14 protein-coding genes are annotated in these 14,573 nt (G+C 73.0%); 1 reads left to right on the forward strand and 13 read right to left on the reverse strand.

The genetic code is table 11. From position 1 onward, the window contains the following. Positions 1–24 precede the first annotated feature (24 nt). From ACLQ20_RS03355 to ACLQ20_RS03380, 6 genes are all read right to left on the reverse strand, one after another. The gene (locus ACLQ20_RS03355; protein ID WP_425854097.1) at positions 25–777 is read right to left on the reverse strand and encodes an ABC transporter ATP-binding protein; all 753 of its coding nucleotides are present in this window, start codon (positions 775–777) and stop codon (positions 25–27) included. Beyond that, positions 774–1,844: an ABC transporter ATP-binding protein gene (locus ACLQ20_RS03360; RefSeq protein WP_425854099.1), complete on the reverse strand. Its 1,071-nt coding sequence runs from the start codon at positions 1,842–1,844 to the stop codon at positions 774–776. Before ACLQ20_RS03360 ends, ACLQ20_RS03355 begins: the two co-directional genes overlap by 4 nt. Then, positions 1,841–2,710 (reverse strand): ABC transporter permease, encoded by an 870-nt coding sequence (locus ACLQ20_RS03365; RefSeq protein ID WP_327030361.1) that lies wholly within the window; start codon positions 2,708–2,710, stop codon positions 1,841–1,843. The genes ACLQ20_RS03360 and ACLQ20_RS03365 overlap by 4 nt, the downstream gene beginning before the upstream one ends. Beyond that, positions 2,703–3,767: an ABC transporter permease gene (locus ACLQ20_RS03370; RefSeq protein WP_425854101.1), complete on the reverse strand. Its 1,065-nt coding sequence runs from the start codon at positions 3,765–3,767 to the stop codon at positions 2,703–2,705. Before ACLQ20_RS03370 ends, ACLQ20_RS03365 begins: the two co-directional genes overlap by 8 nt. Further along, the gene (locus ACLQ20_RS03375; RefSeq protein WP_425854103.1) at positions 3,764–5,359 is read right to left on the reverse strand and encodes an ABC transporter substrate-binding protein; all 1,596 of its coding nucleotides are present in this window, start codon (positions 5,357–5,359) and stop codon (positions 3,764–3,766) included. Before ACLQ20_RS03375 ends, ACLQ20_RS03370 begins: the two co-directional genes overlap by 4 nt. A gap of 249 nt (positions 5,360–5,608) precedes the next feature. Continuing rightward, positions 5,609–6,013, reverse strand: a complete 405-nt coding sequence (locus tag ACLQ20_RS03380) for a winged helix-turn-helix transcriptional regulator (protein ID WP_425854104.1) — start codon at positions 6,011–6,013, stop codon at positions 5,609–5,611. 76 nt (positions 6,014–6,089) lie between these two features. Between ACLQ20_RS03380 and ACLQ20_RS03385 the strand changes: the two genes are divergently transcribed. Beyond that, the gene (locus ACLQ20_RS03385) at positions 6,090–7,022 is read left to right on the forward strand and encodes an alcohol dehydrogenase catalytic domain-containing protein (protein ID WP_425854105.1); all 933 of its coding nucleotides are present in this window, start codon (positions 6,090–6,092) and stop codon (positions 7,020–7,022) included. 130 nt (positions 7,023–7,152) lie between these two features. Here the strand turns inward: ACLQ20_RS03385 and ACLQ20_RS03390 are convergent, their stop codons facing one another. The 7 genes from ACLQ20_RS03390 to ACLQ20_RS03420 form a co-directional block, all read right to left on the reverse strand. After that, positions 7,153–7,911 (reverse strand): SRPBCC family protein, encoded by a 759-nt coding sequence (locus tag ACLQ20_RS03390; protein ID WP_425854107.1) that lies wholly within the window; start codon positions 7,909–7,911, stop codon positions 7,153–7,155. 5 nt (positions 7,912–7,916) lie between these two features. Further along, complete coding sequence (locus ACLQ20_RS03395) at positions 7,917–8,525, reverse strand: ArsR/SmtB family transcription factor (RefSeq protein ID WP_425854108.1); 609 nt, start codon at positions 8,523–8,525, stop codon at positions 7,917–7,919. 110 nt (positions 8,526–8,635) lie between these two features. Continuing rightward, positions 8,636–9,043 (reverse strand): hypothetical protein, encoded by a 408-nt coding sequence (locus ACLQ20_RS03400; RefSeq protein ID WP_358114865.1) that lies wholly within the window; start codon positions 9,041–9,043, stop codon positions 8,636–8,638. Between the two features lie 17 nt (positions 9,044–9,060). Then, the gene (locus tag ACLQ20_RS03405) at positions 9,061–10,497 is read right to left on the reverse strand and encodes a DUF4407 domain-containing protein (RefSeq protein ID WP_425854109.1); all 1,437 of its coding nucleotides are present in this window, start codon (positions 10,495–10,497) and stop codon (positions 9,061–9,063) included. Between the two features lie 34 nt (positions 10,498–10,531). Continuing rightward, a complete protein-coding gene (locus tag ACLQ20_RS03410; RefSeq protein ID WP_358114858.1) occupies positions 10,532–11,533 on the reverse strand; it encodes a hypothetical protein in 1,002 nt (333 codons plus the stop codon). A 10-nt stretch (positions 11,534–11,543) separates the two neighbouring features. Beyond that, a complete protein-coding gene (locus ACLQ20_RS03415; RefSeq protein WP_425854110.1) occupies positions 11,544–13,667 on the reverse strand; it encodes a hypothetical protein in 2,124 nt (707 codons plus the stop codon). Next, entirely contained in the window at positions 13,660–14,463 is an 804-nt protein-coding gene (locus tag ACLQ20_RS03420) for a hypothetical protein (RefSeq protein ID WP_425854111.1), read from the reverse strand. The genes ACLQ20_RS03415 and ACLQ20_RS03420 overlap by 8 nt, the downstream gene beginning before the upstream one ends. Positions 14,464–14,573 lie beyond the last annotated feature (110 nt).

The following is a 14,573-nucleotide window of genomic DNA, read 5'->3' on the forward strand; positions in this document are numbered from 1 at the left end:
CGCGGCCCGGAGGAGGCGGGCCGGTCAGGGCTGCGGCGGGGACGGCAGGTCGACCACCCGGGTGGCCCAGCGGGCCATCAGCGCCGGATCGTGGGTGATGAGCAGGACCCCGGCGGCGTGCTCCCGCTGGTAGTCGGTGATGACGGCCGCGAGGTGCGCCTGGGTGGAGGCGTCGAGCATGGCGGTGGCCTCGTCGCAGAGCAGGTAGTCCGGCCGGTGCACGAGCGCGCGGGCGAGGCAGGCGCGTTGCAGCTGCCCGTCGCTGACGGCGTGGGGGCGGCGGGCGAGCAGGTCGGGCGTGAGGCCGACGAGGTCGGCCAGCTCCGCCGCGCGGGCCCGCGCCTGCGCCTCGGGCGTGCCGGTGGCGCGCAGCGGTTCGGCGATGATGTCGGCGAGGCCCAGCCGGGGGTCGGTGGCCGCGCGGGGGCTCTGGAAAAGGATCGCGACGCGGGTACGGACGGCGGCGGGCAGCCGGTGCCGGGCCCCCACGATCCGGTGGCCGTCGAGGGTGACGTGCCCGGCCTCGGGGGCGTGCAGCAGGGCCAGCACCCGGGCGAGGGTGGACTTTCCGCTGCCCGAGGGCCCGCGCAGGCCGACCGTCTCGCCGGGGGCGACGCGCAGGTCGACGCCGTCGAGGACGCGCCGGCCACCGTAGGAGACGGCGACCTCGTGGGCGGCGAGCGCGGTGGTGGTCATGCCGGCGGTGCTGCTCACGGCCGGTGCTCCGGCGGTGCTGGGCACGCCGGCAGTGCTGCTCATGCCGGCAGTGCTGGTCATGCCGGCGCTCCGAGGGTCAGCGGGTGGTGACAGGCGATCCGGGCCGGGGCGCCCGCCGAGGGCGCGGGCGGGGTGCGGCAGACGTCGGTGGCGCGGTCGCAGCGCGGGGCGAAGGCGCAGCCGGGAGGCAGGTCGGTGAGCATCGGCGGGTGGCCGGGTACCGGCCGGAAGGCCCGCTCGGGCAGGGCGTCGAGCAGGCCGGCGGTGTAGGGGTGGGCGGGTGCCGCGAAGAGTTCGGCCGTCGGCCGCCGCTCCACGATCCGGCTGGCGTACATGACGGCGACCGTGTCGGCGACCCGGCGGGCGGCGGCCAGGTCGTGGGTGATGAGCAGGACGGCGCCGCCGGCGTCGCAGCGGCGGCGCAGCAGGTCGAGGGTGTGGTCGACCAGGGGCCGGTCGAGGCCCGTGGTGGGTTCGTCGGCGAGCAGCAGCGGCGGGTCGGGGGCGAGGGCGAGGGCGGTGGCCAGGCGTTGGGCCATGCCGCCGGAGAGCTCGTGGGGATAGCGGTCGAGGTCGGCGGGGTCGAGCCCGACGTCGTCGGCGACCCGCTCGGCCGCCGCGGGCGCCTCGCGCCGGGTGCGCCCGTGGGCGCGCAGGGTCTCCTCCAGCAGCCGCCGGCCCGTCCGTACGGGGGTGAGGGCGGTGGCGGGGCTCTGCGGCACCAGCCCGACCGCGCGGCCGCGTACGGCGCGGGCGAGGTGCCGCTCGGAGGAGTTGACCAGGTCGACCTGCGCCCCGGTGGGCGGGCGCAGGTGGGCGTGACCCGTGACGGTGGCGTTGCCGGGGAGCAGGCCGAGCAGGGCGTGCGCGAGCACCGACTTGCCGCAGCCGGACTCCCCGACCACCGCCAGGAGTTCGCCCGGGTGGATCGTCAGGTGCAGGTCGGTGACGGCCTGCACGACGGCGTCGCGGAGTTCGAAGCGGACGGTGAGCCCGTCGACCTCCAACAGGCCCGGCCGACCGTCGGCGGCGGTACCGGCCGGGGCGACGGCGTCGGCCGTGGCGGCGCTGCCGGCGGGGGCGGCGGTGTCGGCCCGGACGGCGGTGGGCTCGCGGGTGGTGGTCACAGGTGCAGCTCCGCTCGTACGCGCGGGTCGAGGCGGTCGCGCCACCGGCCCGTGAGGGCGGCCAGGGCCAGCGTGACGACGACGAGGAGCAGGCCGGGCACGATGCTGGCCCACCAGGCGCCGGTGAGCAGGGACCGCTGCCCGTCGTTGATCATGTTGCCGATCGAGGCCAGGTGCGGGGGCAGGCCCAGGCCGAGGAAGGACAGCGCGGTCTCGTGCCAGACGGCGTGCGGCACCATCAGCGTGGTGGCCAGCGCCAACCGGGGCAGCACGTGCGGGAGCAGGTGCCGGGTGATGACCCGGGCACGGCTCGCGCCGCCGGAGATCGCGGCGTCGATGAACGGCCGGGTGCGCAGGCTGAGCAGCTCCGACCGGACGATGCGGGCGGTGGAGAGCCAGTGCGTCAGCCCGATCGACAGGATCACCGCGCCGAGGCTCGGACGCAGCATCGCGACGATGAAGATGCCCAGCAGCAGGTGCGGCAGCGCCGCGATGGTGTCGACCACCCGCATCAGCACCCGGTCGACCCAGCCGCCGAGGGTGCCTGCCACCGCGCCGACGAGGCCGCCGATCACGGTGGCGACGAGCGCGGCGACCGCGCCGACGAGCAGCGAGACCCGCAGGCCGTAGAGGCTGCGGTGGGCCACGTCGCGGCCCAGGTCGTCGGTGCCCGCCGGGTCCGCCCAGGATGGCGCCAGCCGGGTACGGGCCAGGTCCACCGCGCTCTCGTCGAGCGGCCAGAGGACGGGGGCGAGGAGGCAGGCCAGGCCCGCGCCGACGAGCACGGCCCAGGCGACGGCGGCACCGACCCGGCCCGTACGCGGCTTCGGCCGCCGGAGCCGGGCGGGCAGGGCGAGGTCAGTCATCGAGGCGTACCCGGGGATCGGCGGCGGCGTAGGCGAGGTCGGTGCCGAGGTTCGCGGCCAGCACCACGACGGTGGTGGCCAGGGTCGTGGCGGCCAGCAGCGGGAAGTCGCTGCCCAGCGCGGCCTGTACGGTCACCGCGCCGAGGCCGGGCAGGGAGAACACGGTCTCCACCAGGACGGCGCCGCCGATCAGCTCCGGCAGGTGGGTGCCGACGAGGGTGAGGAACGGCAGCAGGGCCGTACGCAGGGCGTGGCCGAACAGGACGGTGCGGCCCGGCAGGCCCCGGGCCCGGGCGGCGAGGACGTGGTCGTCGCGGAGGCTGTCGGCGACGGCGTCCCGGATGAACAGCACGAACCACGGCATCTGGGCGATCGCCAGCACGCCCACCGGCAGGATCAGGTGCCGGGCCACGTCGGCGGGGTCGGTGCCGGTGGCGGTGATGTCGGTGAGCCCGCCCGCCGGCAGCCAGCCGAGGGTGAGGGCGAACAGGGCGATCGCGGCCAGCCCGATCCAGAACACCGGCATCGACTGCACGGCGTACGCGGTGGCGCGCAGCGCCCGGTCGAACCAGCCGCCCCGCCGGTACGCGGCCAGCGTGCCCAGCAGCAGGCTCGCCACGAGGACGAGGGCGAGGGCGGCGCCGACGAGCAGCAGGGTCCAGCCGGCGCGGGCGGCGAGCACGGCGGTCACCGGTTCGTGGCGGCTGGTGGACCAGCCCAGGTCGCCCTGGAGCAGGTTGCCCACCCAGCGCAGGTACTGCACGGGCAGCGGGTCGTCGACGCCCCAGTTGGCGCGGATCTGCGCCAGGTTCTCCTCGGTCGCGGTGAACGCCGCCGCGCCCGCGTACTGCTGGGCGGGGTCGATGGGCGAGGCCGCGCCGAGGGCGAACATGCCGACGCTGGTGGCGGCGAGGATGGGTACGGCCACCAGCAGCCGCCGGCGGACCACCGTGCCGGCTCCCGCCAGCCGCCGCGGCCGGCGCCGGGCGGTGGTCCTCGCCGGGGGCGGCGCGGCGGTCGGGGCGGGGGTCTTCGCTGTCGGGGCGGGCGTCGTCACGACTTCCTCGTCCAGGTGTGGATGTTCCACCAGAGGCTGTTGGCGACGTCGTGCTCGTGCGGCTCCACCCGGGGGGTCACGCCGACGACCGCGTCCTTCACCACGTAGGTGTGCTGGAGGTAGGTGAGGAACACCCACGGCATGTCGGTGGCGAGCTGCTTCTGGAACGTGGCGTACGCGGCCTTGCGGGCGGCCGGTTCGGCGTTGGCGCGGCCGTCCTGCAACGCCTTGTCCACCACGGACGACCGGTAGGAGCCGGGGTTGAAGAAGCCCTGGCCGGCGAAGGCGGAGCCGAACAGCTTGTAGGAGACGAAGTCCGGATCGTACGGGGTGCCGTAGCCCATCACGAGCGCGTCGCTGCCCATCCGGGGGGTGATCGCGTCCCAGGTCAGCCCCTCAGGGGTGATCTTGATGCCGACCTTCTTCGCGTCGGCGGTCACCGCGAGGGCAAGCTCCTTGCGGAGGCTGTCCGTGGCCGGGTACATCAGCGCGAACGCCGCCTGCCGGCCGTCCTTGGCACGGATCCCGTCCGGGCCCGGCTTCCAGCCGGCGGCGTCGAGGGCGGCGGTCGCGGCGGCCGGATCGGCGGCGGGCCTGCCCACGATCGACGGCTCGGCGAACTCCGACGTCGGCGGGACCGGCCCGAACGCGGGCTCGCCCGCCCCGCCGAGCAGCCCGGTGACCATCGCCGCGCGGTCCACCGCCGCGTTCAGTGCCCGCCGCACCGCGAGGTCGGCGGTGACCGGGTTGCCCAGCGGCAGCATCACGCCCCGGTAGTCGGCGGTGGGCACCCGCTGCACCCGGTAGCCGGCCTGCCCGTCGAAGCCGGTGGTCAGCTTCGGCGCCAGCTCCGCCGCGTCGAACTCCCCCGCCCGCATCCGCTGCGCGCGTACGTTGTCGTCGGCGACGAACGCCACCACCACGCCGCCGTTGGCGGGCTTGCCGCCCCACCAGCTCTCGTTGGCCGCGAGCACGAGCCGGTCGCCCGGGGTCCACGACGTCACGCGGTACGGGCCGGTGCCCACCGGCTTGCGGTTGAACTCGGCCTTGTTGATGTCCTGCCCGGTCAGCGCCTTGGCCGGCACGATGCCGAGGGCCAGCCGCTGCGCGAAGGGCGCGTAGGCGTACTTCAGGGTGAACACCACGGTCGACGGGTCGGGCGCGGTGACCGAGGCGAGCATGTCCAGGTCGGAGCGGAGCGTGGAGTCGACCTTCGGGTCCAGCACCGCCTGGTAGGTGAAGACCACGTCCTGGGCGGTGAACGGGCTGCCGTCGTGGAACAGCACGCCGTCGCGGAGCTTCGCGGTGACCGTCCTGCCGTCCGCCGACACGGTCGGCAGCTCCCGGGCCAGCGCCGGCACCAGCTCGTTGCGGGCGTCGCGGGCGACCAGCCCGTCGAAGATCAGGGAGCCGCCGTCGACGCCGTAGTTCAGCACCGGGTTCAACGCGTCCGGCTCGCCCGCCGTCGCCACGACGAGCGTGCCGGCGCCGGCCGCGCCCGTCGACGTGGTCGTCGGCGAGGAGCAGCCGGCCACGGCGAGGACACCGGCGACGGCCACCGCCGCCACGCGCTTGGACACAGGCGTACCCATCACATGCTCCCGGGTCTGTTCTTCGCACGACCGCCCGGCGTCGCACTCGGGCCGGCGTCCTGATCTTGGCCGACGTGCCCGCAGCGGTCCACGGTCACGAGCGGGCGGACGCCCCGGCCGTGGTCTGGCTCATCGCGCCCGGGGCAGCCGGCCACTAACGCCAGCATTCCGCAATTGCCAATCTCGTGCAACAAGCGCCAGGCGGCCATGTAGCCCAAGCCACACCCCGTCCACGCGGGAGCGCGGCGGTCAGCCGGCGGCGCCGCGGTCGTACGCGGCGCGGGCGCGATGAACCTGCTCGATGTGCGTCTCGGCCCAGTTCTTGATCGCCTGCTGGATCGGAAGCAGGGTACGACCCAGCGCGGTGATCCCGTAATCGACGCGCACCGGCACCGACGGCGTGACGGTGCGGGTGAGCAGGCCGTCGCGTTCCAGCTTGCGCAGCGTCTGGGTCAGCATCTTCTGGCTGGCCCCGGGGATGGTGCGGCTCAGGTCGCTGTAGCGCATGGGCCCGTCGGCGAGGGCGGCGAGGACCAGCGTCACCCACTTGTCGCTGAGCGTCGCCAGCAGCTGGTGACCCGGGCACTGCGCGAGGAAGGCGTTGTACTCGTCGCGCTGGTGCTCCCGCAGCTGGGCGGCGCTGAGGGTCGCCATGACGGACCTCCGGGAGGGTTACGCACCTTCGGGTACCTACTTACCGCCGGAGAGTAGCAGCCCTAGCGTGAGCGGCATGAAGGCTGTTGCCGTACGCCGCTTCGGCGGCCCCGAGGTCCTGGAAATCGTCGACGTACCTGCGCCCGAGGCCGGGCCCGGCCAGGTGCGCGTCCGCGTGGCCGCGGCGGCGGTCAACCGGATCGACCTGTCCACCCGCAACGGGGCGCTCAGCGAGGCCGGACTGCTCGCCCCCGCCCCGGTGGTGTGGCTCGGCTGGGACGTGGCCGGACGGGTCGACCAGGTCGGCCCCGGCGTCACCCGGTTCGCCCCCGGGGACCAGGTGATCGGCCTGCGCGACGTGCTGTCGGCCGGCGGCGCCCAGGCGGAGTACGTCGTCCTGGACGACCGCGCGGTGGCCCCGGCGCCGGCCGGCGTCCCCGCCGCGCGGGCCGCCGCCCTGCCGCTCGCCGGGCTCACGGCCGACCGGTCGCTCACCCTCACGGGGCTGCGCGCCGGGCAGACGCTGCTCGTCACCGGCGCCGCGGGCGGCGTCGGCGGGCTGCTGCTCGAACTGGCCGCCATGCGGGGCGTGCGCACCGTGGCCGTCGCCGACTCCGACGACGAAGCGGTCGTCCGCGGCCTGGGCGCGACCTGGTTCGTGCCGCGCACGCAACGGCTCGCCGAGGCCGTACGCCGAAAGGTGCCCGGTGGCGTCGACGCGGTGGTCGACGCCGCGGTGGTCGGTGTCGCGGCGCACGAGGCACTGCGGCCGAAGGGCACCTTCGTGGCCCTGGTCGCACCGTTCGCGCCGCCGCCCCTGCGGGCCACGCGCGTCGTCGTGCAGGAGGTGTTCGCCGACGGCGCGCGGTTGACCGAACTGGCCGCGCTGGTGGGCGCGGGACGGCTCAGCCCGCGCGTCGCGGACACCCTGCCGCTGGACCAGGTCGGCGTGGCCCACGACCGCCTCGCCGGAGGCGGCCTGCGCGGGCGCCTCGTCCTCACGCCCTGACCACACCCGGACGCCCGGCGGGGCTGGCCCGGCTCCCACCGGGCAGCGCCTGCCGGGCGGCCGGATCGGCCCCCGTCCACCACCCGGGCGTCCGGGCCGGCCCGTCCGCCGGGCGTTCTCGTCGTCGGGGTCAGCCGACGGGCAGGGCGGCCAGCCAGTCCTGCCAGGCCCGCTCGCTCCGGGCCGGGTCCTGCCCGGGAGCGAAGACGTGGTGCCCGAGGACCAGGGCGTCGCCGCGCTCGGCACCGGAGTGCAGGAACCGGTAGAGCGCGTCGGCGGTGCGGACACCGACGTAGGTCGGCAGGCCGGCCAGGTCGACGACGCCCTCGATCGGCGGCAGCCCGGCGACGGTGAACCGGACGCGCTGCCCCTCGGCGAGCGGACCGGCCGCGCCAAGGGCCTCGGCCACGGCCGGCCACACCCGGTCCGCGCCGCCGACGCCCGGGCGGAAGGCCGAGACCGGGGTCGCGGTCCGGCCGGGGAAGTGGGCGAGGTACGCGGCCAGCGTCCCGAGGTACATGTCCCAGCCGATCCCCATGGCCTCGTACTCGGTCTCCCAGTCGTCCCCGAGGACGCCGCTCTGGACGAGCCGCAGGGTCGTGCTGCCCCGCTCGCGGCCCTCGATCAGGTATTCCATGGCCATGAACGTGCCGTCCGGGGCCGGTTCGGTGCGGTCGGCGAGCCGCTTGCCGGGCTCCCACGCGGTGATCGTCGACTCCTCGACGTGGCCGGCCATCGTCAGGCGGGTCCGGCCGCCCACGCCCGGCTCGACCTCCGTGCGGCCCATGAACCAGGAGTCGATGCCCGGACCGGTGGCGATGGCCTCCCACACCTGCTCGGGCGTGGCGGCCAGCTCGACGTCCTTGCGCAGCTCGAAGTGATGTCCCATGTCAGTCAGTGCTCCTCGTTCGCGGTGCTGTCGTCGGGGTCGGCGCTGGGGTGCAGGGCGACCACCACCCGGTGCTCGCGGCCGCCGGGGGCGTTCTCGTCGTGGTACCTGCCGACCAGGGCGGTGACGGTGGCCGCCAGTTCCTCGGCGAAGGCCGCCCGGTCGGCCGCCGAGGCGAACCGGACGGTGCCGTCGACCGCGAACGTCGCCACCCGCTGCTTCGCCCGCTCGGCGCCGGTGATGAGCGCACCGACGTCCTGCACGAGGCGGGCGGCCAGCGCCAGCAGCCACCGCGCCGACAGCCGGTCCGGCGACTGCGCCGGGTCGGGCCGGACGGCGGCGAGGGCGGCGGGCGAGATCACGTACGACGCCGCGATGGCCCGCATGACCCGCTCGGTCACGTTGCCCTTGCGGCGCTCCTCCACCAGCTCGACCAGGCCGTGCTGCTCCAGCGCCCGGAGGTGGTAGTTGACCTTCTGTCGGGGCAGGCCGACGCGGGCGGCGAGCATCGTCGCCGAGGCTGGCTCGGCGAGCGCGGCCAGCAGCCGGGCCCGCATCGGGTCCAGCGACGCCTCGGCCGCCGCCGGATCCTCGATCACTGCGATGTCGAACATGGGCACAGCGTCCCACCGACAATTTTTCTTGTCAAGACAGCTGCAATTGTCGGTCGCTACCCACCTCGGCCTGCGATGCCGGGGCACCCCGCCCCGCAGGCCGGTCACTCCTACCGGTCGACGAACGTGGCGTCGCGCCCCGCCTGGTAGACCCGACCGCCGAGAGTGGCGGACGCGTGCTGGGTGACGGTCACGGGCTGCGTCGGAGCGTTGGCCGCCGACACGATCCGCTCCACCAACGAGACGCGGTCGGGATAATCGGTCAACCGGGTCAACAGCACACCGGCGACCTGTTCGCGCAGTGCGTCGGTGGCCGCGTCCCGGTCGCGGCCGGGCAGCGTCGCCAGGTCCTGCCGCCGCTTCTCAAGCCACTCCAACGCGACCGCGTCACGCTCGTCGCTGCCGCCGACCAGCCGGGCAGCCGTGCCGCGTACGGCGGTCCATGCCTCGGTCGCCATCGCGGCCACCAGCGCGGCCGCCCCGGCCTGTGCAAGTTCCGCCCATTGACTCGGATCCATCGATGCCCTCCTCGTGGTCAGATGTCGCCTTCGGCTGATGTCCTGGACGACGCCCGGGCACCGTTGACCCGGCCGTTTCGTGGTCGGGTCGTCGGTGCGTCGTCGGAAGCCCCTGGCTGGGACGCCGCCGACCGTCGCAGACGTTGAGCCAGATCCTGCACCGCCCTGCTCCCCTCGGCCTCGATCTGCGCGGTGTGCCTGCGCACCTCGAAGTCGATGCGCTGGCGCCGCATGTCACCGTCGGCCCGGGCGCGGTGGCGCTGGACATCGAGATCCTCGGCCACGGTCGACTCGGCACTGCGCGTCGCCTTCTCGTGAAGGCGCTCGGTACTCGCGATGCGCTGGTCCACCAACCGGTCGTACGCCGTGGCTCCGGTAATGAACTTCACCAGCACCGGAAGGCAGTCGATCAGGATGAAGAAGATGCGGATCAGCCAGGTGGCCGCGAGCAGGGACGGCACGTCTTCCGTGAGATCACCGAGTGCCTCCAGTCGCTCCAGGAACCCGATCGCGCCCTGATGGCTCGCCAGTTCGGCCACCTGCCTGTCGATCTCGGCGGCCCGTTGCTGCTCGGCGGTCTCGGTCCCGGTACGAACCTGCGACTCCAGTTCCGAGATCGTTCTCTGCAGGGCCACGAGACGTTCGTTGTCCGCCCCGATCGGGTGTTCCGCCTCGAACGACTGGGCCTGGCGTTCCAGACGTCGGCAACGAGGGCCCTCGCCGACCTCACCGCTGAGTCCGCTGCCGCTGGCACCCGCACATTCCCGCCGGGTCAGATCCCGCAGGCGGCGCAGTTCCGCAGTGTCCTCGTCGATCTGCTTGCGCAGCGCTGACGCGTCCTTCCGGGCAGCGGACAGTTGGCTGGCGGCACCGGTCGGAGATGCTCCCGACGCGACGACGAAAGGCCGGCAGTCCGACGGCGTCGTGATCGTCCTCTCCCGAGAATCCGTGGGCAGCGGATTGCAGGCGACGATGCTTCCGCGGAGGTCGTCGAGTTCCTGTTTGCGGCCGTCCTGGATGTGCTCCACCACCGCCGTGTGAAAAATCTTGAGCACCAGGGGTTCGGCCACCACGACACCCAGGAACACCGCGACGACCAACCTGGGTACCAGCACCGACGCCCGCCGCCGCCACTGCGACCCGGTCGACGTGGCCACCAGCCAGCGGTCGAGGTTGAGCACGAACAGCATCCACGCGAGCACCGGCAGGGCGAGCCACCAGTAGTTGCGGCCGAACACCGCGCTGAGTGCGTTCCACATCGAGAACCCGGCGAGCACCGCCGTCCCGAGCACGACCCCGCCCAGTGCGGTGTATCGGGCGCGTTCGGTCGGCACCCACGCCAGCATCTCCTCGTCGACGCCGGTCAGCACCCGCAGGTAGCGGCCGGGGCCTCGGTCCGTCGGGGCCTTCTCCACGTGGAAGCTGGCGTCACTGTCGGTCGTCGGCTCCTGCACGGCAGCCGCCTCCGGCGACGGTCCCTCCTGGGGACTACGGCTGTTCATCATTCAGTTCGTCCTCGTCCAGGAGCAGATCGTCGCCGCCCTCGGCGGTTATGCTGCGGGGCCGCTGCCCAGGCCCGCCGCCGGACTCGATCCCGGAGGCGGGCTCCGACCGACGCAGTCGGAGGCTGTCGGTGAACGCCTGCACGAGCAGGCTCGGATCGACGTTCAGACGCTCCAGGTGGCCGTCCTTCTGCAGGATGGCCAGCAGTTCCGTGATCTTGCCCTGGTCTTCCGCCGATCGGGCGTAGGCCCGGTCGGCGGCGTGGGACACCCTGGTCTCGCCACGGGCGATGGCCAGGGCCTCCAGCACCTCGGGGCCGGTACGGATCAGGTCGGCCAGTTCCTCGGCCTGCTTCGTGACGAACCCGCCCTCAAGGTCCTTCAGGTTCTGCTGCCACTTCGTGTCGCGGATTTTCGAGGCGTGGTCGACGAGCGCGGACGGTGTCGCCACCTCGACCATCCCGAACTCCACCTCCATTCCCCGGATCCGAGGCGGGTGGATGGTGCAGTACGCACTCAGCTCGGCGTTGACCTCGTCGCGGACCTCGTTGATGGCGTCGACGGGATAGCTGACGCCCAGGCTGTCGAGCTCCCGGTCCCGCTTGATGTGGTCGAGTAACGGCCCGGTCACGTCGAGCAGGCCGTCCCGGACGACGGTCTCGGGGTCGGTGACGCGGCACTGGAAGGCCACCCGGACGCGGAACACGTCCGCCGGGCTCTTCGACGGGATCCGTACGTCGACCGTGACCCGCCTGGGGCGTACGTGAACGAGGCTGACGGCGACGGCCTCCACCACCGCCTCCTCACGGCCGGTGAGGTGCCGGCGGTCCTCGAAGACCGCATACCGACTGCCCAGATCGAACACGAGGACCGTCCCCGGTTCCTGCCGCGGCAGCTCGGACAGGTCCCGCCGGGCGAACTTCAGGAAGGACGAGCGGGGTCGGTCGAGTGGGCGTTCGCAAATCACCGGATAGGTACTGTCAGTCATCGGGCTCTCCCTACGGCCAGGTGGTGGTTGTCGATAACCGGCACCCGAGCAGCGCCGTCAGCACGGTGGTGAGGGGCAGCCCGTTGTCGGCACGGTCCGCCTCCTGTCGCAGGCCCCCGTCCAGGTCCGCCCACTGCTGCGGAGAGAGGACCTCGCGCATCGCCTCCCCCAGTCGACGAACGGCAGGCAGGGAGTCCTGGTCGCCGTTCAGCGCCTGTAGCGCGGCGAACAGCGTCGTCCGGGTCCGGCTCCGGTGCGGGGCGCTGCAAAACAGTTCGCCCCACAGCGAGCCGAGCCGAGCGGCGTTTCGCTGGTCCTGCCGGATCACGGTGGCCGCCACCAGCGCGTCCGTCGGCTCCTGCCGGGCGGACAGGACGTTGAGCACCGTCTCGAAGGTGGCCCGACGGTCTCGCTGGCGGGAGCCGGGCTCGAGCGAGCGCCGCAGTTGGATCTGCAGGAACTTCAGCACCCGACGGGTGGTGTCCGGATCCTCCACGGCGGTGGCGAACAGCATGCCCAGCGCCGCGCAGGCGACCATGCGGATACTGACGCTCCGCATCGCGAGGGCCCACAGCCAGCGCAGTGCGTCGGACGAATACCGTGCGCCCAGAGGTCCGCCGAGTGCACTCGCGGCTGTCGTCGCCCGTCGCTGGCCGGAGTTCTGCGCCCACCGCTTGGTGATGCCGAGCGCCGCGGAGGCGTTGCGGCCGTCCAAGCCGATCCAGGACAGCGTCGAGGCCGCCGCGAGGCGTTCCGGGGCGGTGCCGTCCGCCCACCGATCGAGGATCGCGTGTCCGACCTCCTGAAAGGACAGCGTGCTGTAGAGCGCCATACCGATGCCGAGACGTATGTGCAGCGAAGACGGCGGGCGGGCAGCGACCTCGTCCAACCAGTCGCGAAGCGGAGCCCACAACTCGTAGCCGTAACGGTCGTGCAGTTGCCGCAGCACCAACTCCTGCATGCCGGGCTGCGCGAAGGACACGCTGCGCCCGGCAGCCTCACCGTCCAGATTCAGCTGCTTCCTGTTGTCGACGGCGATCAGGCTGTCGTTCCGGTCGCGGCGTCGGGACTGCGGCATCACGGTGCCCACGGCTGCGGCTCCGGTCTCCACGCGGGCCGCCGGGACGGGACCGATCCTCTGGCGGTAGAGCGCCTTGAGGCGGTCGAGCAGGAATTCGTACGTCGGCTCTGGCGTGCCCGCGGCGAAGGTGAGCGCGGCGACCCCGAGCACCTCGTCAACGCTCGGTTCACGATCGAACCAGGCTGCCACGCGTTCCTGCTCGGAACTCCTCAACCCGGCGAGCGCCTGCTCCGGGCCGTCCGCCAGCAATTCCACGACCTTGAGGACGTCCCGGGGACAGATCAGCGTGCGGACGTGCTGGCGCAACTGCTCGAACGCGGGGGTGTTGCAGACCTCGCCTGGCATCTCGGCAAGCCACTTGTCGAACAACCTGACAGGATCGGGCGCCGCCCAGTCGACCATCAGATCGGCCATCGGGCCCCGGGGCCGCACCCCGAGGTTGGTGGTGATCACCAGATGCGCCTGTCCCCGCAGCGCGGCGGTGAGTCGTTGCACCTCGAACTGCTGGACGGCGCTGGCCTCTCCGTCGCGCAGTTGGTCCCGCACAATGTAACCGCCGGCGTTGCCGAACTTGAGCCGCGCCAGTTCGGTCAGGGACAACGCCGGCGAGATGTTCGTGGGTGGGATCTGGTCCGACGCCACCTCGTGCAGCAGCGCGATCGCCCCGGTGTACTTGCCGATGCCGTCAGGGCCGCAGAGGACCACCATGCCGCACCGGTTCAACACGTCCCGCGCCTTGCGGAACGCCTCCGGCGGCCGGAGGTAGCAGCGAAGGGCGTGCCGCACATCCTCGGGCCGCATGGGCCCGGTGGCTGCGGCAGGACGGCGCGAGGACCCGTCGAACGACATGCCGAAGTTCGAGTTCGACGCCGAGACGCCGTAGAAGTACTGGTAGTTGATGTACCTCGCATGCTCATGCACCTCGTCGCGGAGGTCCTCCTCGGACTCCGCCGCCGGCGCCGTCCCCTGCGGCGCCGGGGCACCTGGTGGGTTCTCGTCGGTCGGCTTCTCCTCCGCCGGCGGAACTGGGGCGCCCGGCTCGTCGTCAACCATTTCGTTCGCCCCCGAAGTTGAAACCGATGACGCCGCGATCGACCGTCACGCCCTCCTCGAACGTGGTGTGGTTGACGTACGTCGGGCCCTCGCCCCCGCCGTAGCGCGCGCCGGTGAGGTCGCGGCCGGCCTGCTGTACCCGGCCCTCGCTGTCGGCTGTCGCTGCCTGCCGCGGCCGGTCGCGGCCATCTGCCGCAGCGGCATCCTTACGACCCTCGGCCGCGGCGGCCTTCTTACCGAACACACGCTTCAGCACCGACGGCGCGAGGCCCGGCACCCGCACCCAGCCCACGTGATCGGATTCCTTGGCGCGGACCCGCACGGGCACGAAATCGGTCGGCTCAAGGCTGGTGTGCGCGGCGACCACGGTGTCCTCGTAGACCTGGCGGGACAGCATCACCGCGAGGAACGTCTCATCGGACGCATGGAGGGCCTGCCGCAACTGGTCGCTGTTCAGCAGGCGCCCCACGGTGACCGGCGCACTTCCGGCGAATCCGTTCGCGGCACGCCACGCCGGCCCGTGATGGATCGCCAGGCGCAGGCGGATGCACCAGTCAGCCTTACGCCCTTCGTTGACCCGGCGCAGCCCGGTGTTCAGCTCGCGGACGAAGTCGTCGACCAGCAACTCTTCGCGCTGACCGGTCGGAAGCACCGAAAGCTCGCCGTCTCCGCTGCGCTGCGTATCCCAGGTGTCGTGGTCGAGACCCACACACGACGCCGCGTCGGCGATCAGTGAAACCAAATTCTGCTGGATGTCGGTGTGTTGACGGCCGGCCCGGCGGCCGTAACCCTGCATGTCGACGGCTACGCACAAACGACGGTCGGTACTCGTAGATCGGGCCACCATGATCCGTTCTCCTGCCGCATCGGTTCGGTGGCCCCACTCTGACGCCGATCCCCCAAGAT

This window comes from Micromonospora sp. DT46 (assembly GCF_049841735.1).
In the GTDB taxonomy this organism is placed as follows: domain Bacteria; phylum Actinomycetota; class Actinomycetes; order Mycobacteriales; family Micromonosporaceae; genus Micromonospora; species Micromonospora reichwaldensis.

Bases quoted from the DNA above. Each gene is read 5' to 3' on its own strand.
- ACLQ20_RS03390 (WP_425854107.1), bottom strand. From the start codon at position 7,911: ATGGGACATCACTTCGAGCTGCGCAAGGACGTCGAGCTGGCCGCCACG.
- ACLQ20_RS03420 (WP_425854111.1), bottom strand. From the start codon at position 14,463: ATGCAGGGTTACGGCCGCCGGGCCGGCCGTCAACACACCGACATCCAG.
- ACLQ20_RS03385 (WP_425854105.1), top strand. From the start codon at position 6,090: ATGAAGGCTGTTGCCGTACGCCGCTTCGGCGGCCCCGAGGTCCTGGAA.
- ACLQ20_RS03410 (WP_358114858.1), bottom strand. From the start codon at position 11,533: ATGACTGACAGTACCTATCCGGTGATTTGCGAACGCCCACTCGACCGA.
- ACLQ20_RS03365 (WP_327030361.1), bottom strand. From the start codon at position 2,710: ATGACTGACCTCGCCCTGCCCGCCCGGCTCCGGCGGCCGAAGCCGCGT.
- ACLQ20_RS03355 (WP_425854097.1), bottom strand. From the start codon at position 777: ATGACCAGCACTGCCGGCATGAGCAGCACTGCCGGCGTGCCCAGCACC.
- ACLQ20_RS03380 (WP_425854104.1), bottom strand. From the start codon at position 6,013: ATGGCGACCCTCAGCGCCGCCCAGCTGCGGGAGCACCAGCGCGACGAG.
- ACLQ20_RS03400 (WP_358114865.1), bottom strand. From the start codon at position 9,043: ATGGATCCGAGTCAATGGGCGGAACTTGCACAGGCCGGGGCGGCCGCG.
- ACLQ20_RS03375 (WP_425854103.1), bottom strand. From the start codon at position 5,359: ATGGGTACGCCTGTGTCCAAGCGCGTGGCGGCGGTGGCCGTCGCCGGT.
- ACLQ20_RS03395 (WP_425854108.1), bottom strand. From the start codon at position 8,525: ATGTTCGACATCGCAGTGATCGAGGATCCGGCGGCGGCCGAGGCGTCG.
- ACLQ20_RS03415 (WP_425854110.1), bottom strand. From the start codon at position 13,667: ATGGTTGACGACGAGCCGGGCGCCCCAGTTCCGCCGGCGGAGGAGAAG.